This is a genomic window from Flavobacterium azizsancarii (assembly GCF_027980145.1).
GTDB lineage: Bacteria > Bacteroidota > Bacteroidia > Flavobacteriales > Flavobacteriaceae > Flavobacterium > Flavobacterium azizsancarii.
The window spans coordinates 116,269-139,982 of record NZ_JAMZNK010000002.1; the positions used below are offsets into that span (position 1 = coordinate 116,269).

At 34.9% G+C, this 23,714-nt stretch carries 21 protein-coding genes; 11 read left to right on the forward strand and 10 right to left on the reverse strand.

The window, feature by feature from the left end; genetic code table 11:
- Positions 1–223: 223 nt before the first annotated feature.
- The 5 genes from NJT12_RS01620 to NJT12_RS01640 form a co-directional block, all read right to left on the reverse strand.
- Positions 224–1,231, reverse strand: a complete 1,008-nt coding sequence (locus NJT12_RS01620; protein WP_271334185.1) for an FAD:protein FMN transferase — start codon at positions 1,229–1,231, stop codon at positions 224–226.
- Between the two features lie 276 nt (positions 1,232–1,507).
- The gene (locus NJT12_RS01625) at positions 1,508–3,697 is read right to left on the reverse strand and encodes a PepSY domain-containing protein (protein WP_271334186.1); all 2,190 of its coding nucleotides are present in this window, start codon (positions 3,695–3,697) and stop codon (positions 1,508–1,510) included.
- Between the two features lie 161 nt (positions 3,698–3,858).
- Complete coding sequence (locus NJT12_RS01630; protein WP_271334187.1) at positions 3,859–4,341, reverse strand: DUF2271 domain-containing protein; 483 nt, start codon at positions 4,339–4,341, stop codon at positions 3,859–3,861.
- A 111-nt stretch (positions 4,342–4,452) separates the two neighbouring features.
- Positions 4,453–5,949 (reverse strand): ankyrin repeat domain-containing protein, encoded by a 1,497-nt coding sequence (locus tag NJT12_RS01635; protein ID WP_271334188.1) that lies wholly within the window; start codon positions 5,947–5,949, stop codon positions 4,453–4,455.
- Positions 5,950–6,285: 336 nt separating this feature from the next.
- Positions 6,286–6,666 carry a winged helix-turn-helix transcriptional regulator gene (locus NJT12_RS01640; RefSeq protein ID WP_271334189.1) on the reverse strand — a complete coding sequence of 127 codons (381 nt, stop codon included), beginning with the start codon at positions 6,664–6,666 and terminating at the stop codon, positions 6,286–6,288.
- Positions 6,667–6,759: 93 nt separating this feature from the next.
- Here NJT12_RS01640 and NJT12_RS01645 point away from each other — a divergent pair, with 93 nt between their 5' ends.
- From NJT12_RS01645 to NJT12_RS01670, 6 genes are all read left to right on the forward strand, one after another.
- Positions 6,760–7,758 carry an NADP-dependent oxidoreductase gene (locus tag NJT12_RS01645; protein ID WP_271334190.1) on the forward strand — a complete coding sequence of 333 codons (999 nt, stop codon included), beginning with the start codon at positions 6,760–6,762 and terminating at the stop codon, positions 7,756–7,758.
- Positions 7,755–8,225, forward strand: coding sequence for a cupin domain-containing protein (locus tag NJT12_RS01650; protein ID WP_271334191.1), 471 nt, complete (start codon positions 7,755–7,757; stop codon positions 8,223–8,225). Before NJT12_RS01645 ends, NJT12_RS01650 begins: the two co-directional genes overlap by 4 nt.
- A gap of 666 nt (positions 8,226–8,891) precedes the next feature.
- On the forward strand, positions 8,892–9,923 hold the full coding sequence (gene metN, locus NJT12_RS01655; RefSeq protein ID WP_271334192.1) for a methionine ABC transporter ATP-binding protein MetN: 1,032 nt from the start codon (positions 8,892–8,894) through the stop codon (positions 9,921–9,923).
- Positions 9,916–10,569, forward strand: a complete 654-nt coding sequence (metI, locus tag NJT12_RS01660; RefSeq protein WP_271334193.1) for a methionine ABC transporter permease MetI — start codon at positions 9,916–9,918, stop codon at positions 10,567–10,569. Before metN ends, metI begins: the two co-directional genes overlap by 8 nt.
- Before the next feature lie 300 nt (positions 10,570–10,869).
- On the forward strand, positions 10,870–11,688 hold the full coding sequence (gene metQ / locus NJT12_RS01665; RefSeq protein ID WP_271334194.1) for a methionine ABC transporter substrate-binding lipoprotein MetQ: 819 nt from the start codon (positions 10,870–10,872) through the stop codon (positions 11,686–11,688).
- 239 nt (positions 11,689–11,927) lie between these two features.
- Positions 11,928–12,452, forward strand: coding sequence for a PPC domain-containing DNA-binding protein (locus NJT12_RS01670; RefSeq protein WP_271334195.1), 525 nt, complete (start codon positions 11,928–11,930; stop codon positions 12,450–12,452).
- 87 nt (positions 12,453–12,539) lie between these two features.
- Here NJT12_RS01670 and NJT12_RS01675 read toward each other — a convergent pair whose 3' ends face one another.
- Entirely contained in the window at positions 12,540–13,142 is a 603-nt protein-coding gene (locus tag NJT12_RS01675) for an FMN-dependent NADH-azoreductase (protein ID WP_271334196.1), read from the reverse strand.
- A gap of 120 nt (positions 13,143–13,262) precedes the next feature.
- Between NJT12_RS01675 and NJT12_RS01680 the strand changes: the two genes are divergently transcribed.
- Complete coding sequence (locus NJT12_RS01680; RefSeq protein WP_271334197.1) at positions 13,263–13,634, forward strand: winged helix-turn-helix transcriptional regulator; 372 nt, start codon at positions 13,263–13,265, stop codon at positions 13,632–13,634.
- A 190-nt stretch (positions 13,635–13,824) separates the two neighbouring features.
- Complete coding sequence (locus NJT12_RS01685) at positions 13,825–14,850, forward strand: NAD(P)-dependent alcohol dehydrogenase (RefSeq protein WP_271334198.1); 1,026 nt, start codon at positions 13,825–13,827, stop codon at positions 14,848–14,850.
- Between the two features lie 112 nt (positions 14,851–14,962).
- Here NJT12_RS01685 and NJT12_RS01690 read toward each other — a convergent pair whose 3' ends face one another.
- A complete protein-coding gene (locus tag NJT12_RS01690) occupies positions 14,963–16,189 on the reverse strand; it encodes an MFS transporter (protein ID WP_271334199.1) in 1,227 nt (408 codons plus the stop codon).
- 40 nt (positions 16,190–16,229) lie between these two features.
- Entirely contained in the window at positions 16,230–16,892 is a 663-nt protein-coding gene (locus NJT12_RS01695) for a FadR/GntR family transcriptional regulator (protein WP_271334200.1), read from the reverse strand.
- 318 nt (positions 16,893–17,210) lie between these two features.
- Between NJT12_RS01695 and NJT12_RS01700 the strand changes: the two genes are divergently transcribed.
- The 3 genes from NJT12_RS01700 to NJT12_RS01710 all read left to right on the forward strand — a co-directional run bounded on the left by NJT12_RS01700 (position 17,211) and on the right by NJT12_RS01710 (position 20,363).
- Complete coding sequence (locus tag NJT12_RS01700; RefSeq protein ID WP_271334201.1) at positions 17,211–18,437, forward strand: PQQ-dependent sugar dehydrogenase; 1,227 nt, start codon at positions 17,211–17,213, stop codon at positions 18,435–18,437.
- A 117-nt stretch (positions 18,438–18,554) separates the two neighbouring features.
- On the forward strand, positions 18,555–19,418 hold the full coding sequence (locus tag NJT12_RS01705) for a helix-turn-helix domain-containing protein (RefSeq protein ID WP_271334202.1): 864 nt from the start codon (positions 18,555–18,557) through the stop codon (positions 19,416–19,418).
- Positions 19,419–19,856: 438 nt separating this feature from the next.
- Positions 19,857–20,363: a hypothetical protein gene (locus NJT12_RS01710; protein ID WP_271334203.1), complete on the forward strand. Its 507-nt coding sequence runs from the start codon at positions 19,857–19,859 to the stop codon at positions 20,361–20,363.
- Here NJT12_RS01710 and pdeM read toward each other — a convergent pair.
- Both pdeM and NJT12_RS01720 read right to left on the reverse strand, forming a co-directional pair.
- Entirely contained in the window at positions 20,355–20,990 is a 636-nt protein-coding gene (gene pdeM, locus NJT12_RS01715) for a ligase-associated DNA damage response endonuclease PdeM (RefSeq protein ID WP_271334204.1), read from the reverse strand. The two genes, NJT12_RS01710 and pdeM, sit on opposite strands and share 9 nt — an antisense overlap.
- A gap of 6 nt (positions 20,991–20,996) precedes the next feature.
- Positions 20,997–23,456, reverse strand: a complete 2,460-nt coding sequence (locus NJT12_RS01720) for a ligase-associated DNA damage response DEXH box helicase (protein WP_271334205.1) — start codon at positions 23,454–23,456, stop codon at positions 20,997–20,999.
- Between the last annotated feature and the right edge of the window lie 258 nt (positions 23,457–23,714).

Here is a 23,714-nt window from a genome sequence, read left to right on the forward strand (position 1 = left end):
CTAATGTTTTTTAAAGAAAATTATGGTTATAAAAATTTGCATAAAGGCGCAAATGCGCAAAGAAAACGGATGTAAACTTGGCGAATTTGCACCTTTGCGCGAGATCCATTCGGTAAAAGCATTATAGATTTTCCTTAACTTAATAACATTGCCCAAAGCGTGGGGTTTAATGTTTTTTTTGCGTGATAAAAAAATTGAGTTTAGTCTCTTGTATGAAAATGCATTAAAGTTTTGCCCTGAATTTTTTGATAGAGAAGTTTTTTGATTTTACCAGTTTTCCATTATCGGTAATCATTACGCAACTGTATTCTGGATATTTCTTAAGGAAAAGCAGCCCTTCTTTTTGTCCTAAAACCATGAGTGAGGTACTAAGACCATTAGCCGTTTCGGCATTTGGACCAAAAACAGATACGCTGCACAATCCTGTGGCAGGATAACCTGTTGCTGGATTTATGATATGAGAATATCGTTTACCATTAAAAACAACAAACTTTTCGTAGCTTCCTGAGGTGGTTACGGCGCCATTATTTAATGGAACTACTGCAAATAAGGTATCCGGATGAAACGGATTGGTCATACCAATATTCCAGTCTTTGCCATTGGGTTGTTTTCCCCATGCCGTCATATCTCCGGATCCGTTTACGATTCCGGCTTTAATGCCTTTTGCGAGCATCATGTTTCGGCATTTGTCAGTCGCATATCCTTCTCCTAAAGCACCAAAACCTATCTTCATTCCTTTTAATTTTAGGAATATAGTAGATTGAACTGAATCTAAAATGATGTTTTTATAACCTACTTTTTCTACCGATTTTTTTATGGCTTCTGCCGAAGGCATCCCGGTCATTGATCCGTCAAATTTCCAAATTCTGTCCATTGCAGCAAAGCTCACATCAAAGCCACCATTTGTAGCTTTAGAAAACTGTATGGCTCTTTGTGTTAATTCAAATACTTCGCGATCTACTTTTATAGGTTTGATTCCGGCATTTTGATTGACTTGTGATACTTGCGAATCTGGTTTCCAGTCGGAAATTAGATTTTCTATTCGTGTAATTTCCGCAATGACTTCATCGATATTTTGTTCAGCCGAAAGAGAATCTTTAGCAACAATTGTAATATCAAATCTTCCGCCCATAAGCAAGGTTGTTCTTTTTCTTAGAATTTGTGCATTGCCGGATAAGCTGCATAAGATTACAGAAAAAAACAGGAAGGTATATAAGGTTGATTTATGCATGAGAATCGTTTTTAAAGACTGTTTTTAGTAAGATTTCAAATGTGACTTTAGATACAAAATATTGGTAGTTATTTATTCGAAATTTGTTAGCGTGCCATAGGTATGCAACAAAATGATTGCTATTGCGTCTACTGCAAGCTAAAAGCAACTGTTTAAATATATATCACCCCGCCGGGGCTCTTTTTTTTTGAATTTATAATTTTCTACCAATATTTAGTACTCTCGTTATGAAATTAATTGCACGAAAGAATTTGTGTAAATTAGTAAAATTCGTGTTTAGTAACAATCACTAAGTAACTGACCATTATCTTTATAATATGAAATGCTCTTCATTTCTCCGGCAAGACACAATTTATCCAGAATGGCTTCAACATCTTTTTGCATCGCAAGCGAACCGCAAATCATGATTACACCACCTTGCAGCAACAGATCAATAAAGAAGTCAGCATCACGTTTTATCAGGTCCATTACATAAAAATGTTCTGCTTCGCGTGATAAAGCCAGATGAAAACTTTGAAGTTTTTGCTTTTGGATCATTTCTGATGTAAACTTCTTATATTCTGAAACAGTTTCAGTTTCCATTCTGAATCCCGCATACAAATGTGTTTCTGTTTTTGCTTTATTTTGTTCAATCATTCCAAGGAAAGGAGCAATACCCGTTCCGTTAGAAATTAATGCTATTTTAGAAACTTTTTGAGGAAAATGAAAGGCTTTATTATTGATAATCCTTGCTTTGATAATATTTCCCGGCACCAGACTATTTAAGAATTCAGAACCTAAACCATGTTGGTGTAGTTTTACAACCAATTGAATATTTCCGGTATGTTTTCCAATAGAGTAGAGGCGTTCCCTCGTATCGTCTGCCGGATAAATAGCAAGTAAATCTCCAGAATTGAACCTTGATCTTAAATTGGCTCTTAGAGTAAGGATAAAAGTTGGCTCATTTTCAGAAACTAACGTTTTATCCAATACCATTATTTTTTGTAAACCCTGAGGAACATGATTGTATAGAGAAGGTGTTGTTGATAATGGAATTTCGTTTTTAGTACTCCATAATTTTATCCATTCTACAAATTCTGCAGCAGATTTATCATTAACTGTTTGAACTTCCAGAAAACGTTCTGCCCAATTCTGATTTTCCAGTTGTTTGTCAATTTCGTATGCAAATCCACAAAAATCGGGATACGCTTTCGAGCCAAAACCGACAACAGAATAATTGATTTTTTGTTGTTGGGGATATTTCTTTAAAAGTGAAATAAATTTATTTCCATTAGACGGAGCATCTCCTAATCCGTGAGTAGACGAAAAAATAATAATATGTTCTGCCTTCGGAAAAACAGTAAAACTATTCAATTCAGTAATAAAAGCTTTTTCTCCATGAGCGATTAATTGCTTGAGAATAGCATTAGCGAACCGCAATGAGCTTCCGTTTTCTGAACCAATTAAAAGAATGATTTTACTTTCGCCGGCTTTGAATTTGTTTTTAATACGGCTTGCTCTTCTTTTTAAAGTAATTGCAAAACCTGAATAGATAAAAAAGAGAATATTTATACTTGCAATGGCTAATATAAAAGCCCAGATTGCATTGGTTTTTCCGGTATGAAGATTAAGGCTTAAATCAGATAACTGAACCGTCATTGGGGAACGTTTTTCAGTCACAACAGCACCTGTAACCTGATTGACTTCGATTTCACGATCGTTTAACTGAATGATATAATATTCTTCAGGATCGTCTGTAAACGGAAATTCGATTTTCTTTACATCGGCCAAAAGGGTAGTTGTAAAGACGGATGGAGTTTTACCTTTTGGAGTTGATACAACCTCTATTTTTTCTTTTTGATTTTTTTCTTTACCCATAAAAAAGTTAAACCTTTCTAAAGATAAATACGTTCCGGTAAGTGCAATAATCAGAATTGGAATTAAAGCCAGTCTGCCTAAAACAACATGATAATATTGAGTGAAATATTCTTTGACTACTTTCGAAAAGAAATTACGAATGCCTCTTTGTCTGTTCAGAACAAGAGCAAAGCCTGAGATCGCGATTAAGACTAATAAAAAAGAGATTACACCCACAAAAAAGCGTCCGGTTTCATGAAGAAATAACGAACGATGAAATCCGGTGACCCATTGTATGAATTCACTTTTTTTGATTGGCTTTCCTAAAGCTTTCCCCGTTTTGGCATCAATATAGGCATTGATATCATTACCATCCTGATCAATTGCCTGTAAGGTTACAAATTGATTATGATCTACGCTTAGTTCTGTTATTTCCGGATAGGCCTTTTTTAGTATTGGCAAAGTTTCGCCTAAGGTGATCTTGCCAAAGTTTTCTGTATGATACGGAAGTGTTTTTTCCTGCATCGCATCAACTGCCAGAATAATACCGGTTGCTGAAGCTAAAACTAAAAACAAAGAAGAGAAAAGAGCCAGAGCCAGGTGTGAGTAACGCCAAAAGGAAAGAGTCATTGAATGTAATCTATAGTGTAATCAAATGTAACTGAGAATTGGTTTGCCACAGATTAAAAAGATTTTCTTCCGGATGGTAAAATATAATTGTTAATCTTTTTAATGTGTCAACTTTGTCAAAGTTCAAAACTTTGACAAAGTTTGTTAGAAACGGTAAACTATTAAATCTTGTTTAATCTCACGTATCTAATATATCCTTTTCCTTCTGTTTTATCAGCTAATCCTTCAGTAGTTAAAGGAATTTCAAGATCACTTACATAGTATTTCTGATCTTCAACAGCAGATTCGAATCTTAGTTTATATCCTTTGTTAATTTTAGAATCTTCAATTTCTATGGTTGTAATACTGCGATCTCCACCAGTAACTGATGCTCCGGTTTTTGCACTGATATCAGCAGGTTTTTGAGTTTGAAATTTATTCCACTCCTTCAATGATTTGTACCATTTTTTATCGTCGCCCATTACATAAAGCGTTTTCTCATAACCACCGGTCGGGTTAATAAGCGAAACTACGATGTAAGCTCCTTCTCCCATGTAATTTGCCATTTGAAGCATACATTTGTATTTGCTCGCCTGTGCATTTGCCTGAAAAGAGATAAGACAGATTAGTGCGCCTGTTAACGCTATTTTAAATATTGATTTCATGTTAATTAATTATGAATTGTAAATTGTGAGTTATTAGTTATTGGTTATAAATTATGGGTTTGAGTTTCGTTTTGACTTATAACTCAAACCCGTAATTCATAATTTTTTATTCTATTTTAAGAACTCAACAGATACGTTGTTTTTAGTTAGGGACTCATTTTCTTTGGCCAAAGCATAAGCACTTTCGTCGAACTCAGTAGTAACGTCTTTTTTAGCGCCAATTGATACTAAATATTTCATGATAGTATCATCTTTGGCAACCATTGCTGCTTTATGCAAAGCGGTTATACCATCTTTGTTTTTAGCATTCACATCAATATTTAAAGACGCTAATTTCTTTACCAGGTTCAAATCATTCTTGGCTGCGGCAAAGTGGTATAATGTGCTTCCGTCTTTTTGCGGCGTACTAAGGTTTAATCCTTTGTCCTGAAGTAATTTTACTTTAGCATCAAACGGATCTTTAGCAGCGTTAGCTTCACCGCGTCCCGCTGGTCTGTAGGATTGTACCAGATAAACGCCTAAATTGTTTCCGTCTTTGTCTTTTACATTTACGTCAGCACCTTTGTTAAGCAAGGTTGCAACTGCTTCAGGAGTTCCTGATTTAACTGCAACTGTCAAAGCCGATTCTCCTTTTAGGTTTTGTGTATTGATGTTTTTTACTTTTGGCAATAGTAATTCCAAAACAGCGGTATCTTTTGCTCTGGCCGCTACCATTAGCGGAGTATTTCCTTCCTTATCAGTTTTATTGGCATCTACGCCTTTAGATAAAAAATAGTTGATAATTTCAGTTTGATTAGGTTTTGCAGCTAGAAAGTGAAGTACATTTTCTCCATCTTTAGTAGTTACAGTAGGTTTGATTTTTACTTCTTCTACTAAATATTTATATGTTTCAAGTGTATTCGTTTCTCTGCGGCTACCCTGAGAAGCGATAATAAGTGCATTGTCAGTATATTTAACTCCTTTTTCTAAGAGCTTTTTCAGAAATGGAATATTTCCGGATCTTGCAGCATAGTTAAATGCAGTATTTCCATCACTATCAACATCTTTCAAAGACATTCCTTTAGTGATAAAATAATCAGTAAGTGTTAGGTTTTTGTCTGCTGCAATAGCTAAAAGCAATAAGTTTTCTCCACTTTTATATTTTTTCTTAGGGCTTATTCCTGCCTTAAAAAAAGCATCGTACAAAGCTGTATTAGTTTGTCCGTTAGATGCAGCAAATACAATTGGAGTAGTGCCGTGGCTGTCTTCCAGATTAATATCAGAACCTTTTGCAATCAGATATTCTACCAGTTCAGTATTTCCTCTGTAAGCCGCCCAATGCAAATAAATACGATTATCATGCGTCATTTTACCTACTTCGTTTCCGGGTTGGTCCAATAAAAATTTAATAGTCGCTAAAGGTGCATCATTGTTAATAGCAAGAACTGTAGGGTCAAAAGCATTTGCATTTGCTTCAGCAGGATTGTTTCCTTTTGCAATTTCAGCTTTAACCGTGTTTGTATCAGGTGCATTTTTCCAAAAAGATTGTTCTAATAAGCTATTTTTTTGTTGGGCACTAACAAATAAAGTAGCGGCTAATGCAAAAGAGATAAAAATATTCTTTTTCATATGGAGATATTTATTGTTTAAATTGGTTTAAGGATATTTCTTTGTATTGTAAAATTCAAATAAGACCTTCAATCTATTTAGAATAATTAAAAATAACACAAATGTAAAAATTAATATTAGTAAATCAATTTATTTAAGGAATAAACTCGAATTTTAATCAATTTTTAAGATTTTAAATAATAAGAAAAAGGCAGGGAAATGACAAGATTCTTGGTTTTTGTTTGTATATACCTGAAAAAAAAAAGGAGATTAGAATGTTGTACTGTAGATTATTATAAGTTATAATTTGAAGAATAAATTCAATTCCCAGTACCGATTCTTTCTGAAGATTTATTACTATTTATTAATCGTTTCAATAATCTTTTCGCGATGGCTTAATCCCCAGTTTACCAAAGTTTCAGTTACCGGAAGAACAGATTTTCCGTATTCTGTAATAGCATAAACGACCGTAATAGGTTTTGTTTGTTGTTGTGTTCTGGAAACAAGCAAATTAATTTCCAGCTCTTTTAGCTCTTTACTGAGCATCTTGGCAGAAATTCCTTCGATTTCCCGTTGCATTTTTTTGAAGTTAATTACCTGATGTGTTCGGTTTGTTAAAAAACGCAGGATCATCAATTTCCATTTCCCTCCTAATATGTCCAGACTATCACGCATTGCCATAAGTTCTTCTGAACAATTTGCTTCACGTAGTATTCCGTTATCATTAATTTTTGCCATAGTAGTTTCTCATTGGTAACTGGTAACCTCGGGTTAACCAATAGCAAAAATAAAGTATTTGTATGATAATTTTGTACCATAAAAAATATAAAAATGAAAGCAATCATTTTACATCAGAATGGGGATTTTAAACTGGAAGAAGTTGATACACCGGAACCAATACACGATCAGGTTCAGGTAAAAATAGTGGCGGCAGGTTTTAACCCGATAGATTACCAAATGACCGAAAATGCGATGGAACGCAAGTTATTGCATTCAACTATATTAGGCAGGGAATTTTCCGGTATTGTATCTGCGATTGGCAAAAAAATTACTGATTTTAAAATAGGAGATGCTGTTTTTTGTGGGTCCGGAAGTATGGGATCAAACGGTACATATGCCAAATATATTTGTGTTCCCGCAGCGATCCTGATGCATTTGCCCAAGAATATTTCTTTAGAAGAAGGAGCCGCATTACCTTCTGTGGGATTGACAGCATTACAAATTATAAAGAGAATGAAAGTCAATAAAGATGATTCTATTTTTATAACAGGAGCTGCTGGCGGAGTAGGGAATATGCTCTTGAAATTGCTTCTTGCAAACGGGTATAATAATTTTATTGTGACGGCAGGAAACGAAAAGAGTATCGTATCATTATTAGATCTTGGCATAAAACAAAATCAGATTATAAATTATAAAAAGGATAAAGTTTACGAAACGGCTTTAGCATTAAATAATGGCGAAAACTTTGATTTTGTCGTTGATTTAGTAGGGAATGAGATGGCAGTTACAGCTGCAAAACTTCTAAAAACAAACGGAACGTATGTTGATGTTACTAATTTTTCTACCCCTGATTCACGCGAAACCCTTTTTAGTAAAGGTGCAACGATTCTCAACATATCCAATTATGCATATGGGTTGGAGAAACGATACGATTATTATAAAGCAGGTCTTGACCAATTGAGAAGTTTACTCGAAAATAAATCTATTATGCCACCAAGTATAGAAATAATGGGGGATTTAGAAGTTTCGACAGTATTAAAAGCACACACAATACTCCGCGAAAATAAAACGAACGGAAAGAAATTAATCATGCAAATAAACCAATTATGAAACCAATTCCGAGAAGGATCATTACGGGAATAAAAAACGGAAAATCAATAATTGAAAAAGATGCAATTGTATCAAATGTTTCAGAACATTTTCCTGGATTAATTATATCAGATATCTGGTCGACAGATTCTATGCCTGTAAAATTAGAAGAAGAAAAAGTGATCGAAAATACTGCTTTCCCACATACACCCAAAAAAGGAAGTTATTTCAGGTATGTTCAAATACCACCCGATAAGGATCTTGGAATTGTGACGCCCAAAGGTCAGCCACATCCGTTGATGCATCAAACTGAAACTTTAGATTATATCGTAATTCTTTCCGGTGAAATCTGGCTTATTGTTGATGAAGGCGAAACTTTATTGCAAGCCGGAGATATTGTCGTGCAAAGAGGAACCAATCATGCGTGGAGCAATCGATCTGATTTGCCTTGTATTCAATTGGCGATATTATTGGATGCAGAGAAATAAGGTTGTTGAATTTATGGCCCACGGATGACACGGATTCGCTATCGCGAAAACACGGATTTGCACGGATTTTTTTATGAATTTTACTTAGTTTTAGCCTCATTTTTGTTTTTCGACGCAAAGAGAAATCTCCGCGAGAAGCTCGTCAAAAATTAGTGATTCTGATTGACGGTTTTGATTACCTATGATGGATTAAAATCCTTCCCTACAATATGTTTTTGTTCCTCCGGAACGTTCTTTAAAAATCGGAGGAATGATTTATTTTGTAGCAACGGATTTTAATCCGTTGTAAAGCAAAAAAAGAAATCCGCGCAAATCTGTTTAAATCCGCATAAATCCGTGTGTCATAAAAACACCCAACCCTGAAACAAGTCTATTAAATTGATAGGATAAAAAAAGTTTCAGGTTTTGTATTAAAATTCAAATTATCTCTTTAAATTTGCCGCAGCAATGAAAAACAATAACCAGTATACAATTCATTACAACTGCAACACGATGTGTTGTGATGCTATGCGATGGTATGAACTGGCTTATATATAATAGTAAAATTATTTATTCCTGAAGCCTTTCATAATCAATTGAAAGGCTTTTTGATTTTTAATTTTAGAATTTCAGAAGCGTTAAGTATTTATGTCTGTGGATTTAGCAGGTTTAACTTGAATTATAAAAATGATTGAATTAAAAAATGTAACGAAGAATTTTCATCAGAAAAACCGAATTGTTTCGGCTTTATCAGATGTTTCTCTTAAAGTTCCTCCAGGGAAAATCTTTGGCGTAATTGGAACTTCGGGAGCTGGAAAAAGTACCTTAATTCGATGTGTAAATTTGTTGGAAAGACCAACTTTTGGAGAAATTATCGTAGACGGAAAGTGGTTAATGCAATTAACGAATGCACAACTGGCGATTGAAAGAAGACAAATCGGAATGATTTTTCAGCATTTTAATTTACTTTCCTCGAGAACGGTTTTCGAGAATGTAGCTTTTCCATTAGAATTGGCTGGTGCATCAAAAGGAGAGATCCAGACTCGTGTTTTAGAATTATTGGAATTGGTAGGTTTAGCCGAAAAAGCCAATGATTATCCTGCAAGCCTTTCAGGAGGTCAAAAACAAAGGGTTGCTATTGCGAGAACTTTAGCAAATAATCCAAAAGTACTTTTGTGCGATGAAGCGACAAGCGCATTGGATCCGGCAACGACAAGATCGATTTTGAATTTATTGAAAGATATTAATCGTCGTTTAAACATTACGATTTTATTGATTACCCATCAGATGGAAGTTGTTAAATCAATTTGTGATGAAGTTGCTGTAATCAGCCACGGAAAACTGATAGAACAAGGAAGTGTAGGCGAAATTTTTGCTGATCCTAAACATGAATTAACCAAGGAATTTATTGCTTCTTCCTTACATCTTGACATTCCGAGAGTATATCAGGAAAGATTACAAAAGGTAGATGGCGAAGGTTTGAGTCCGTTATTGAGATTAGAAATGACTGGGAAATCAGTAAATGAACCTGTTATTTCTGAAGTTTCGAGATTATTTGATACCAACTTTAAAATTGTCAGCGCACAAATGGATCAGGCCGGAGATGTAAATTTTGGCGTAATGCTGATTGAATTATCAGGTAAACGTGAAAATTACGAAGCTGCAATTGAATATTTTATTTCTAAACATATTAAAACAGAAATTATAGGTTATGTCTGATTCTATTATTGACTTATTATTAAAAGGAACCTGGGAAACCATCGTGATGACATTTGTGTCTGGCTTTTTTGGTTTTGTATTAGGACTTCCAACAGGTGTATTGCTTTTTCTTACCCGAAAAAATCAAATTCTGGAGCAACCAATTTTAAACAGAACTTTATCGATTTTAGTAAACATTTTTCGTTCTATTCCGTTCATTATACTAATTGTCTGGATGATTCCGTTTACGCGTGCTTTGGTAGGAACTTCTATTGGTGTGAGTGCCGCTTTGGTTCCGTTAAGTATTGGCGCGGCGCCATTTATAGCACGACTTGTTGAGAATAGTCTTCTTGGTTTGCCTTCAGGATTAATCGAAGCCGCAAGAGCTTTGGGTGCAACACCATTACAAATTGTATATAAAGTATTGCTTCCGGAAGCTTTGCCATCATTAATAAATGCCGCATCGATCACGTTAATCACACTTGTAGGTTATTCTGCAATGGGTGGAGCAGTTGGTGCAGGCGGATTGGGACAAGTTGGGTATCAATACGGATATATTGGTTATGATGCCGTAACGATGAATTCGGTTTTGGCATTATTGGTACTTTTGGTATTTATTATTCAATTTGCGGGTGACTTTTTATCAAAGCGATTTGACCATAGATAATACTTTGCGATTTTACCGCAACGAGCGTGAAGTTTTTTTTATGCTTTGTGAATACTTTGACATTTTACCGCAAAGTGCGCGAAGTTTTTTAATTAAGCGGTTTTATAAAAACACAAAGTTCGCAAAGCTTTGTGTATATTTTGAGATTTAGCTACAAAGCTTTTGTGAACTTAAATTGTGTTTACAAACTTCAATCTTAGTGAACTTTGCGAAAAACCTTTGTGTTCTCTGCGGTAAAACCTTTGCGGTAAAAAACACATATTACACATAAATTAAGAATTAAAAATTAAAAAATACGAGATGATTACTAAAAATAAATTTTTAAAAACGGCCGGAATTATAGCATTAGCATTTGTAGTAGCAAATTGCGGAAAAAGTAAAAATAATGATCCACATCATATTAAAGTAGGAGTTGCAACGGGACCGGAATATAAAGTGGCAGAAGCGGCTAAAAAAGTAGCAAAAGAAAAATACGGATTAGAAGTAGAGTTAATTTCTTTTAATGATTATGTGATTCCAAATGAAGCTTTGAGTCAGGGAGATATTGATGTAAATGCTTTTCAGCACAAACCATATCTTGATGAACAATCGAAACAACGCGGTTATAAATTAGCAATCATTGGTAAAACATTTATTTATCCGATTGCAGCGTATTCTAAAAAAATCAAAAACCTTTCGGAATTAAAGGACGAAAGCACAATTATTATTCCAAATGATCCAACAAACGGTGGACGTTCTTTATTGCTTTTAGAGAAAAACGGATTGTTGAAGCTTAAAGCAGGAATTGGCTTATTGCCTAAAGTAACGGATATTGTAAGTAATCCTAAAAAACTTAAAATATTAGAACTGGAAGCACCTCAATTGCCAAGAGCTCTGGATGATGAGAACGTAACAATTGCGATTATCAACAATACTTTTGCTTCTCAGGCAGGACTTATTCCTTCGCGTGATGCTTTGTTTGTTGAGGATAAAGACTCTCCTTATGTAAACTTGGTAGTAAGTCGTGAAGACAATAAAAACGAAGAAAAAGTAAAACAGTTTTTACAGGCTTTTCAATCTGCAGAAGTTGAGCAGGCCGCTCTGAAAGAATTTAAAGGCGGTGCTGTAAAAGGCTGGTAATAAAAATGAGTATCTTTTTGATATAAAAAAGAAGCGCTGGATCAGTAGATTTAGCGCTTCTTTGGTTTTAAAAAAAAAATATTAAATAAATCATAAGAATCATTTTATGGAAGAAAAAAAGCAAAATGAAATCGTTACCTTTATGCTGCTTATTTACAATTCCTAAAATCGAATCCATTAACAAACACGCTGAATTGATTTATTTTTCAATCGGTATATTTATTCTAAAAATCAATCCAATGAATTTTCAAACAAAAAACATTATTGCTTCACTCTTGCTTTGTTTTGGAGTTACTGCTGCACAGGCTCAACAAAAAGAGGGCGCTTCAAAATGCCGTTATGTTAAAACTGCTGCAGGTTATTTAATGGTTTTACGGGAGTCAGATAATGTTATCGAATCGATTGAAAAGCTCGTTCGGGAAGAAAAAATTCCTTCCGGAAACTTTACAGGAATTGGCTTTGCACAAGAGGTTACTTTTGGTTTTTATGATTTTAATCTCAAGAAATTTAATCCAAAAACCTATAATAAAGTCGAAATGGGAAGCCTCACGGGTTCTATCGCCTGGAATGGAGACAAACCTTCATTACACATTCATGGCGTGGCAACCGATGATAAATTTAGTGCATATGGCGGACACATTCTTGCCTTAAAAGTTGGCACAGGTTCTATGGAGGTTTACATTACAGTGAATACAGAAAAACTGGAACGAAAAATTGAGCAGCCCTTAAATGCTAATGTGCTGCAATTGCCCTGCATACAATAAAGTGCTGACTTAAATTTGCAAAAGACTGATTGAGGCAGGAATTAAAAAACTAAATGCATTTTCAATTCTTACTAAACCAACTATTGGTTAGTCAATCTCTATACTTTCAATTGCTTTTTTCATTGCATTCTCTTTTACTTCCGGTACTTTAAGCCCTTCAGCACGAAATGCCGTAAGATCTGTCATGCCCAGAAACCCCAGAAATGCTTTTAGATAAGGAACTACAAAGTCATTGGCTTTGCCGGGACCTTCAGAAAATATACCACCGGAGCTCATTGCTACGTAAACTTTTTTGCCTGTTACTTTTCCAATTGGGCCATTTTCTCCATACCCAAAAGTTATTCCTGCTCTGGTGATATGATCAATCCAGGCTTTTAATGATGAAGGTATAGTAAAGTTATAAAGAGGTGCGCCGATAACGATAATATCTGCAGCCAATAATTGATTTACAACCTGATTAGAAAAACCAATAGATTCTTTGTCTTGTTGTGTCAGCTGATCTTCCGGAATAAAAAAAGTGCGAAGAACGTCAGGATCAAGATGTGGAATTTTGACATCGGTCAGATTCAATTCTTCAACCGTACTGTTCGGATATTTATCCTGAATTTTTTCAATTATAGCTTTACCCAATTTAATGCTGTAGGATTCATTGCTTTGTATGCTTGAAATTAAATGAAGAATGTGTTTCATAACGAAAATTATTAATGTTAGATTTTTGTATGAAGCAAAGCTACAATTACCAACTATGCAAAAGTGAGTACTTACCCAAAGGAAAGCGGTTACTTTTAGGAAAGTGCCTATCTTTGCAGCATGAAAATATTTGAAGATGAAATACTTCCTACAAAGGACGAATGCACCGGATCGCTTAAGAACATACTCGATGCGCTCTATGTTTTAAACGGCAAATGGAAGATAGCTTTAATTCTTAGCCTTATACAATCACCCAAACGTTTTAATGAGATTCAGAAAGAAGTCACAGGAATTTCGCCAAAAGTTTTAGCCAACGAACTCAAGGATTTAGAATTGAACGAATTTATCAAACGAAATGTGTATCCTACAACTCCGGTAAGCATCATTTATCAAGCTACGGACTACAGTCAAAGTTTAAAAAGTGTGATCCGTGAACTTAGCGCATGGGGCGAGCAACATAGGGAAAGAATTAAGGAAAGTATGCGGAAATAGATGAAAAGGGAATCAAAAATAACTTTCGACATAAGCATTAAAAACAGAACCGCAATTAACCTGTGCGTTAAAATTAAAGCTATTTCAGCCTGTTTTTTTAACGTATCATAAGCTTTATTTAGGGTATATTAACTTTTGTCCTACACGGGGTTTTAGTAAATTTATAATATCAAACTATAAATATATTCTTATGAAAGCAGTACGATATTATGGACACAAAGATGTTAGGATTATAAATGATTTAGAAAAACCTAAACCTTCAGGCGATGAAGTTTTATTAAAAATTGGTGGAGCAGGAGTATGTCATTCAGATTTGCACATTATTGATGAAGGAACAGTTGTAGGAACGACATTTACTTTAGGACATGAAAATGCAGGTTGGGTAGAAGAAGTGGGACAGGATGTAAAAGGTTTTAAAAAAGGAGATGCCGTTTTAGTTTACGGTCCCTGGGGTTGCGGACATTGCAAACCCTGCCAACATTCGAACGAAAATTATTGTGATCACCAATCTGAACAAGCTTATGGCGGAGGATTAGGATTAAATGGCGGAATGGCTGATTATATGCTTGTACCTTCTTCTCGTTTATTGGTACCTATTCACGATTTAGATCCTGTAATTGCAGCTCCACTTACAGATGCTGCCCTAACACCTTATTCCGCCATAAAACGTTCGTTGCATAAATTAATGCCGGATGAATATGTGGTGGTTATTGGAGTTGGTGGACTTGGACATGTGGCACTTCAAATTTTATCCGAAATGTGCGGATCAACCATTATTGCGTGCGATATAACACCAGAAAGACTTGAATTTGCCAAATCACTTGGCGCAGCTCATGCGATAAATTCTACGGATAAAAATGCTGCCGAACAAATCAAAAAAATCACCGGAATAAAAAAAGCCAAAGTTGTACTTGATTTTGTGGGAGCAACTTCGACAATAGATTTAGGAACAAAAATTATCGGCTTAGATGGAGACTTAACCATTGTAGGGTTAGGCGGAGGAAAATTTGAATACAATATGAATGGATTGCCTTTTGGTGTAAGCATGACAAATCCGTATTGGGGATCCAGAACAGAATTAATGGAAGTAATAGGTCTGGCGATTCAAAAGAAAATTCACATCGAAATTGAAAAATACAATCTGGATCAGGCACTTGAAGTATACGATAAATTACGTCAGGGAAAAATTAAAGGACGCGCTGTTTTAATTCCTTAATTTTAAAAATAGATGAGCTTGTTTTATTACAAGCAAAAAGCGCTGAACCAGTACATTCAGCGCTTTTTTTTATAATAATTCGAATTAGTAAAAACAATTTAATATTGAGTACTTAACTTTTTTGAGTTTTTTTCTTTCCCTCAATATTGGGAAGAAAGGTTGTCAAAACTCCAATCAATGGTAGAAAAGCACATACTTTAAAAACGTATTCAATACTTGTAGCATCAGCTAATTTTCCTAAAATTGCAGAACCTAATCCACCCATACCAAAAGCAAATCCAAAGAAAAGCCCCGCTATTAAACCTACTTTTCCCGGAACAAGCTCAGTTGCATAAACCAAAATTGCAGAAAAAGCCGATGAGATGATTAAACCAATGATTACAGATAAAATTCCGGTCCAGAAAAGAGAAACATAAGGCAATAGTAGAGTAAAAGGAGCAACACCAAGTATCGAGATCCAAATGATATATTTTCTTCCAAAACGGTCTCCTAATGGTCCGCCAAATAATGTTCCTGCAGCTACAGCCCCCATAAAGGTAAAAAGATAAACCTGAGATTCCTGTACAGACACATGAAACTTATCGATAAGATAAAAAGTATAATAACTCGTCATGCTGGCCATATAAAAATACTTAGAAAAAATAAGCACCATCAAAATAGCCAATGATAATATTACTTTTTGTTTAGAAAGCGAATGATGAACCTCTTCAACAGAAGCTGATTTGTTTAAAGCTTTAAGGTTTAAATGTTCCTGATACCATTTTGCGATTCCTGAAAGAATTATAATTCCCAGCACAGCAGCAATACAAAACCAGATAATATTAGATTGTCCGTAAGGCACCACAATTATTGCCGCAAGCAAAGGTCCTATGGCACTTCCTGCATTTCCACCTAATTGAAAAATCGATTGGGCTAAACCTCTTTTTCCTCCAGATGCCATATGCGCAACCCTCGAAGCTTCAGGATGAAAAATAGAAGATCCAATTCCTATTAAACTAACAGCAAGTAATATATTGACAAAACTGGAAGCGTAAGCAACAGCGGCCAGGCCAAGCATTGTAAAAACCATTGAAACGGCCAAAGAATAAGGACGTGGCTTTCTATCGGTATAAAATCCAACAAAAGGCTGCAGGATAGATGCTGTAAGTTGATAAGTCAGCGTAATCAATCCTATCTCAGTAAAGGTAAGATGAAATTTGTCTTTTATAATTGGATATACCGCAGGAACGACGGCCTGTAGCATATCATTAATTAAATGAGTAAAACTAATGGTGAATAAAATAGAAAACACTGTCTTTTGGACTAACTGTTTTGAATTGGAAGTGGTATTTGTTGTCATAAATTTAAAATCAGATCATCTGATGAATTTGGGTAAAAAATTAGTAATTAATATGTCCTGTGATTTTTGCGACAATATTCCATGTCTTTTTTTGATCTTTTGCAATAATGCTTTTTAGAAGCTGTTCGTGTATAGCATATGTTTCCTGAAATACTATAGTGTCCGGATAAAGAGTAAGAAATTCCTTTTTTAGATGTTTAGAAACGGATTTGTATAAATCGGCAAGGATCTCATTTTTTGATGCTTCTGCAATAGCAATATGAAATTGTATGTCAGCTTCAACACATTCTTCTATTAAACCTTCATTGGCCGCTTTCATACGATCAGCCAAATGTTGTTTCATAGCAATTATATCATCTTCTGTTCTGTTAAGTGCTGCTTTTTCAGCAATTTTCAATTCAAGCAATTGTCTTACTTCATCTAAATCCTCCAGACTTGCACGTTTAAAACGTTGGTCCATTGGCTCACGTGTATTGGTAACTTCCTGAACAAATGTACCAACACCTTGCTGAATACGAAGTAACCCGGAATTAGCCAATAGCTTCATTGCCTCTCTTATAGAGGATCTTCCAACACCAAAACTTTTCATCAACTCCGCTTCAATTGGTAGCTTCTCATTGATCTTATAGTGACCCAGAGCTATTTGCTCCTGTAATTTTGAAGCAACTTCTTCTGCGAGAGATTTTTTATTGATTAAAGTCATAATTTAGTTGTCATATCATCTGATGATTGCAAATGTATGAAAATATTTTAAATAACGGCAAGAGCTTAAAAATTTTAATGGCAAAGTCTTTTTACCGCAGAGAACACAAAGAAAGAGCAGACAGAGTTGACAAAGGTTTTATTTCTCTGTGAAAATCTTTGTGTTCTCTACGTTTAAAATAAAAAACCTTTTAATTAATTATGTAAATTTTCCTATAAATTATATAACTGTTTTTATTTTTAATTTAAGATTTTTACTTGGTTAAAAATTAAAGCAATACCATTTACAACTTTTTTTAATCATTAAAATCCCAAAACTATGAGAAATATTAACCAGATTGCTATTGTTTCTATTGTGCTAATTACCTTATTAAGCTGCTCAAATGATAAAGAAACGAATGTAGATCCCGGCACAATTACCAATCCTGTCGAAGGTGGTGCTGCCAATACAACATATAAACCGGCATTCGAAGGGCAAACAAGAATCAGTGGTATCCAGACCAATACACCCTATGAAGGAGTTGTTATTGCTACAACATTAACAAGTCCGTGGGGAATAAAAACGCTTCCTGATGGCCGATTATTGATTACGGAAAAAACAGGAACCATGCGTATTGCTACAACAGCCGGCGTTTTGAGTGCTCCAATTACAGGTATTCCTGCTGTTAATCCTGCTAGTCAAGGTGGTTTATTAGGTTTGGCTATTGATCCTGATTTTACGACAAACAGAATGATTTACTGGGTTTTTGCCGAAGCTACAAATGGCGGAAATAATACCGCTGTAGCGAAAGGAAAACTTTCAGCAGACGAAAAAACTATTGAAGGAGCAGCCGTTATTTACAGAGCAAAACCAGCGAACGCAAGTACGCTTCATTATGGCGGAAGAATTCTTTTTGATAAAGCTGGTTTCTTAGTTGTAAGTACCGGAGAGCGTTCTGTTTTAGAAACACGTCCATTAGCACAATCTGTGACTTCAGGTTTAGGAAAAGTAGTCAGAATCACAAAAGAAGGTCAACCCGCAACCGGAAATCCAACTTTTACAGGAACGGGAGCTTTACCGGAATTATATACTATTGGACACAGAAATCCGCAAGGTTTGGCGCTTAATCCTGTTACTAATGAAATTTGGTTAGCAGAACACGGACCACGTGGAGGTGATGAAATAAATCGCCTAAAAGCAGGTTCGAATTACGGATGGCCAACAATTACTTACGGAATTGAATATAGCGGAGAAAAAGTAGGAGCGGGAATTCAGCAGCAAGATGGTTTAGAACAGCCCGTTTATTATTGGGATCCTGTAGTTTCGCCAAGCGGAATGACATTTTATACCGGAAATCGTGTTCCGGAATGGCAAAATAATCTTTTCATAGGCGCTTTAAGCGGAATGCATATCATTCGTCTTGCCATAAAAGACAATAAAGTAATTGGTGAAGAAAGACTTCTTGCATCCGAAAATCAACGTTTTAGAGATGTCACGCAAGGAAATGACGGCGCATTATATGCTGTTACGGATGGTGGAAGACTTTATAAAATTGATAAAAAATAAGTTTCAATTTCAACATATGTTCTTTTCTAAGAACAAAATAATGGCGCTATTTGGCGCCATTATTTGTTATGCGCAAAACGGTTAAGTATATTTGAATTGCCATTAAACCAAAAACAATTGAAGAATAAAATTACAACATATTCACTCGCACATCATAAGAGTTTGTTTGCCGATGTTGATAATACGAAAGAGTACTTTTATATTCAGGCCAAAGATCATCCTTATATAAGCGAACCTTACCGCGCAGAAAGTTATGCCATAGAATTTCTAAGAAAAGGCAGTATTGTTATGCAAACCAAATTGAAGAAAGTCGTAATTCATGCGCCGGCAATAATCACATTAGGACCGTCAGTAATTAGAAGTTTTACAAAAGACAGCGATGAAATTCTAATTGATATTATTTTCTTCAAATCACAATTTTTTCTTCACAATCAGGCCAATGTTTTTTTTCTTTCGCAATATGAGTTTTTTGAAAATAGCGACATGCATGTTTTTAATTTAGAGAAAAACAACGAAGAAAAGTTCGAACAAATATTTTCATTGCTAAAACAATCCCTTGATACTAATTCAGACCATCAGCCCTCTATTTTAAGAGGATATCTGTATATTTTGATTTACGAACTTGATTTTATAAAGCAAACAATAATTAATGAGAATTCACAGAATCCATTGTTTGAAAAATTTAAAGATATCCTTTCCAAAGATTTTTTAAGCCAAAGATCAGTTCAGTATTATGCCGATACTCTAAATGTAACTCGTAAATATTTATCAGAAGTAATCAAAAATAACAGCGGTAAAACAGCCAGCAACTGGATCGAAGATATTGTAATTCTCGAAGCCAAAGTATTACTTCAAAACAAAGATATCACAATCAACCAAATCAGTGATACATTAAACTTCCAGAATCAATCCACTTTTGGTAGATTCTTTAAAAATGCCACGGGAATTTCGCCTTTAGAATATCGTAAGAAAAATATCTAACAAAATATCAAATCATATCACATTTTAAACATAGCCCGAGGTTTCACCCCTTGGGGAATGTAAGGTTATTACGAAATATAAGGTCATTTATTTCAAGTTTGTCATTTCGACGGAAGTAGAAATCACACAAGTAATTCGACAAAGATTGAGGACATTCTGTGAGGAGTTTCTATTGTGATTTCTCCTTCGTCGAAAGGACATAGAATAAGAAAAAAAATATTTTAGTCTGTATTTGAAGCTTTAGGAATGCCTTATTCTATGTGTTTTATTAAAAGTGAAATGCCTTTTTTTAAACATTATGTTAAGCTATTTTTCTATGTGTTTAAAATAAATTCACCGACTTTTTGAACAAAACAAAAGACATTTAGCTCTTTCCTCATCCATCAAATCATCTCAACTTTGCACTTAAGATAATTCAAAATTTTAAAAATAAAAGACATGTCTAAAATAGCAAGATTCGTAGTAATCATAAATGATAATGTAATTTGGATGGAAGAAAAAGCACTGAAATTCTATTCAGATTTATTCGTTGATTCAAAAGAAATAGGAGAGAAGTATGCAAATGAAAATTTGTCAAGTCAGAAATTATTCAAAATACAAAATGACTTTTCGGTTGAAATGTTGATGGCTTACGAAGGCGAAAATCCGTTGTCTTTTATGAAACTGAATTCGTCCCGACTTTCAAATCAAAATCTTGGCGCTAATAAAGCGATTGGTGTTGATCATATTGTTTACTTTAATCAAGAAGATATTTTGATACTTTTTAAACGTGCTCAAGAAGTAGCTTTACAAAGAAAACACGATTTAATTTGGGCAAAAGCCTTTGAGATAGATACAGTTTTAATAGAAACATTGAAGTCTTTGGGGTACGTAGAATTTAATTATGAAAATGATGTGAATCGGGATACCAATCAAAAACAACTTTATTTTAAGAAATCAGTTTAGTTTTATTTTGACTACTTCATCATTTGCAATGGCATACACAATATCATTTTGTTGCGGTTTTAAAACATGCTTTCCTGTAAATTCTCCAAAAGCAGCCAGAATCATTTGGTTTTCTTTTCTGAAAAAGCAAGGTAATTTCAGAGATTGATCACCAAAGCCACGAAGAATAATTCCCGGATGAATATGCCCTGAAAAATTAAAAAAACCTTCTTTTATGGAAGGATGATGAGTCAATAAAAAATCATCGATTTCAAGAAATTCGACAACATCGATATCGAGTTTTATGTAATGCTTTTTGTCAATAATATCGTGATTTCCTGCAATCAGGATAATTTTGTTTGTACAGCAATCTACCCATTGCTGGAATAAATCCCATTCAGAATTTTTAGAACTATGGAATAAATCTCCGAGGAAAATAATTTTTTCAGGTTTAAAATTTTCGACAATATCAGTCAAACGTTTAAAATTTTCCGAAACTACATTATTCGGAATCGCGACGCCATGTTTTCTGAAATGCGAGACTTTACCCAAATGCACATCAGAGATCAGAAGCAAATTTCTGGTTTCCCAAAATAAAGCACCGCTGGGATGTAAAATAAACGTTTGATTTTGTATAGTAATTGTCATAAGTAGCTACTTCATATACGAAGCCGTCATTTTTTTAATTCGTTCTGCCAAAGTCTCACTCGACAATTTTTCGCGTAATCGATCTGTAATTAAGGGAAAACTAAAAGGCGTAGGTTTTAAACATTGTTTCCAGACAATTTCTTGTTTCTCAATTCGTTCCAAAGCCATAATCAAACGGCCTTCTTCAAGCTGATGCTCAAAGGTTTCACGATAAGCCTGTTGAAACAATAAATTATCAGGTTCATAATCCCTAAAAACCTCAAATAACAATTGCGAACCGCTTTGCAAATGTTTTGTCTTCACCATCTTACCAGGAAAACCAGTAAAAACCAAACCTGCAATTACGGCAATATCCCTGAATTTACGCCTTGCCATTTCGGTAGCATTCAAACTTTTTTGTAAATCATGATGTACATATTCCGTCGAAAATAGATTATTATCTAAAACATTCTGCATATCAATTTCCTGATCTGATAATAATTCGAATCCGTAATCATTATACGCAAGCGAAAAACTAATGGGCAATAATAAACTAATTCGGTAAGCCAATAAACTAGCCAAAGCTTCATGTACAAAACGACCTTCAAAAGGATAAAAAATGGCATGATAACCTTCTCTGGTTTTAAAATTTTCAATCAAAAACTGATTATCACCGGGAACAATAGATTCCTTTCTTTGTCTTGTAAATAGTGGTTTTAGAGCTTTTAATTCCGGCGATAAATCATCAGTGTTGGCACGATACAATTCATGTCGCAGCAATTCACTCATTTGTGCCGAAAGTGCCATTCGGCCACCCATCCAGCTTACTACTTTTGATTTCTTTTTAGGATCTGCCTTTCGAACTAAAACCTGCATATTTCGTATTCTGAACAATTCGAGTTGTTTACCCGCAAAGATAAAAGTATCTCCCGGTTTTAGTTTCGAAACAAACCATTCCTCAATAGTCCCAATATAACCGCCGCTCATGAATTTTACGTTCACCACGGCATCGCCTACAATGGTACCAATTTGCATGCGGTGATGCATTGCAATTAATCTACTATTGATTTTAAAGCGTCCGTCTTCCTCAATTTCTACTTTTTTATATTCGTCATAAGCCTGTAAACTTTGGCTTCCGTTAGAAATAAAATTCAGAATCCAGTTCCAGTTTTCCTCCGTCATTGCCTGATAACAAAACGTTCCTTTGACTTCTTTAAAAATTTCATCAGGAAGAAATCCGTCCGAAACTGCCAAAGTATTTAAATATTGTACCAAAACATCCCAACTGTTCAAATACGGAACGCGATCTTCGATTACATTTTCTTCAACTGCTTTTTTTAATGCCGAAGCTTCGATTAGTTCAATCGCATGCGTGGCAAGAAAATAAATCACACTTTCTTTCCCGGGTTGATGTCCGCTTCGTCCCGCTCTTTGCAAAAAGCGCGCGACACCTTTAGGTCCGCCAACTTGAATAATGGTTTCTACAGGCGCAAAATCGACGCCCAAATCCAGACTTGAAGTACAAACAACGACTTTTAATTCTTCGTCTCTAATCGCTTGTTCGACCCAAAGTCGCGTTTCTCTGTTAATGCTTCCGTGATGCATCGCCATTTCTCCCGCAAACTCAGGATATTTCTCGAGTAATCGCTGAAACCAAATTTCGCAAGCCGACCGTACATTGGTAAATATCAAAGTCGTTTTGCTGGCTTTTACAATTTTAGCCACTTCATCAATAAGATGCAAACCCATATGTCCGCGCCACGGATAGGTTTCCATTTTATCGGGAATAATCGAAATGACTTTTATTTTTTTGTGAATTTGAGCCTTTATCAAAACTGAATTATGATACGCATCTGAATCAACTCCCAATAAAACTTCCTGAGCTTGCTGCAGATTCCCGATTGTAGCCGAAATTCCCCAAATACGCATTTTAGGTGCAATCGCTTTTAGTCGGGACAAACCAAGTTCTGTTTGTACGCCTCGTTTTGTACCTAATAATTCGTGCCATTCGTCAATGACAATTGCGGTACAATTGGCAAATATTTTGTCATAACCTTTTGTTGCCAAGAGCAATTGTAAACTTTCCGGCGTTGTGACCAATAAATCCGGCATTTTTCCTTTTTGCTTGGCTCGCTCACTTGCCGATGTATCTCCGGAACGAATCCCGACGGTCATTTTTGTTCCTAAATCATTAACAACTCTTTCTGCAGCTTGTTTGATTTCCACCGATAATGAGCGCAAAGGCGTAATCCAAATTGCTTTAAGTCCCGGAGTATGTTTGGTTTTATAATTAGGATTGTCTTTTATGTAATTCAAAACAATAGGTAACCAGAGCGCATAGGTTTTTCCGCTGCCTGTAGGAGCGTTCAGCAAACCATTTTTTCCCTGTAAAAAAGCAGTCCAGGTTTGCGTCTGAAACGGAAATGGTTTCCATCCCTGATGCTGAAACCATTCATTTGCTACCGCAAAAAGTTGCTCTCTGTTCATTTGTTCTTGTTATTGTTTTTTTATCATTAAGATTTTTTTAAACCATTAAGATATTAAGATTCATTAAGTTTTGAGTTATTAAAGAAAATCAAGGGAATATGTTTTTTAATTAATATTAAATTCAAATGATAAAAATTTATGTAACAGAACCCCAGAGGGGTGACATAATATATGATGATATTATTCGAAACCAATTATATATCGCTCCGCTAGAGCTTTGAAAAACTATATTAACCACAATTTTGTCATTTCAATGGA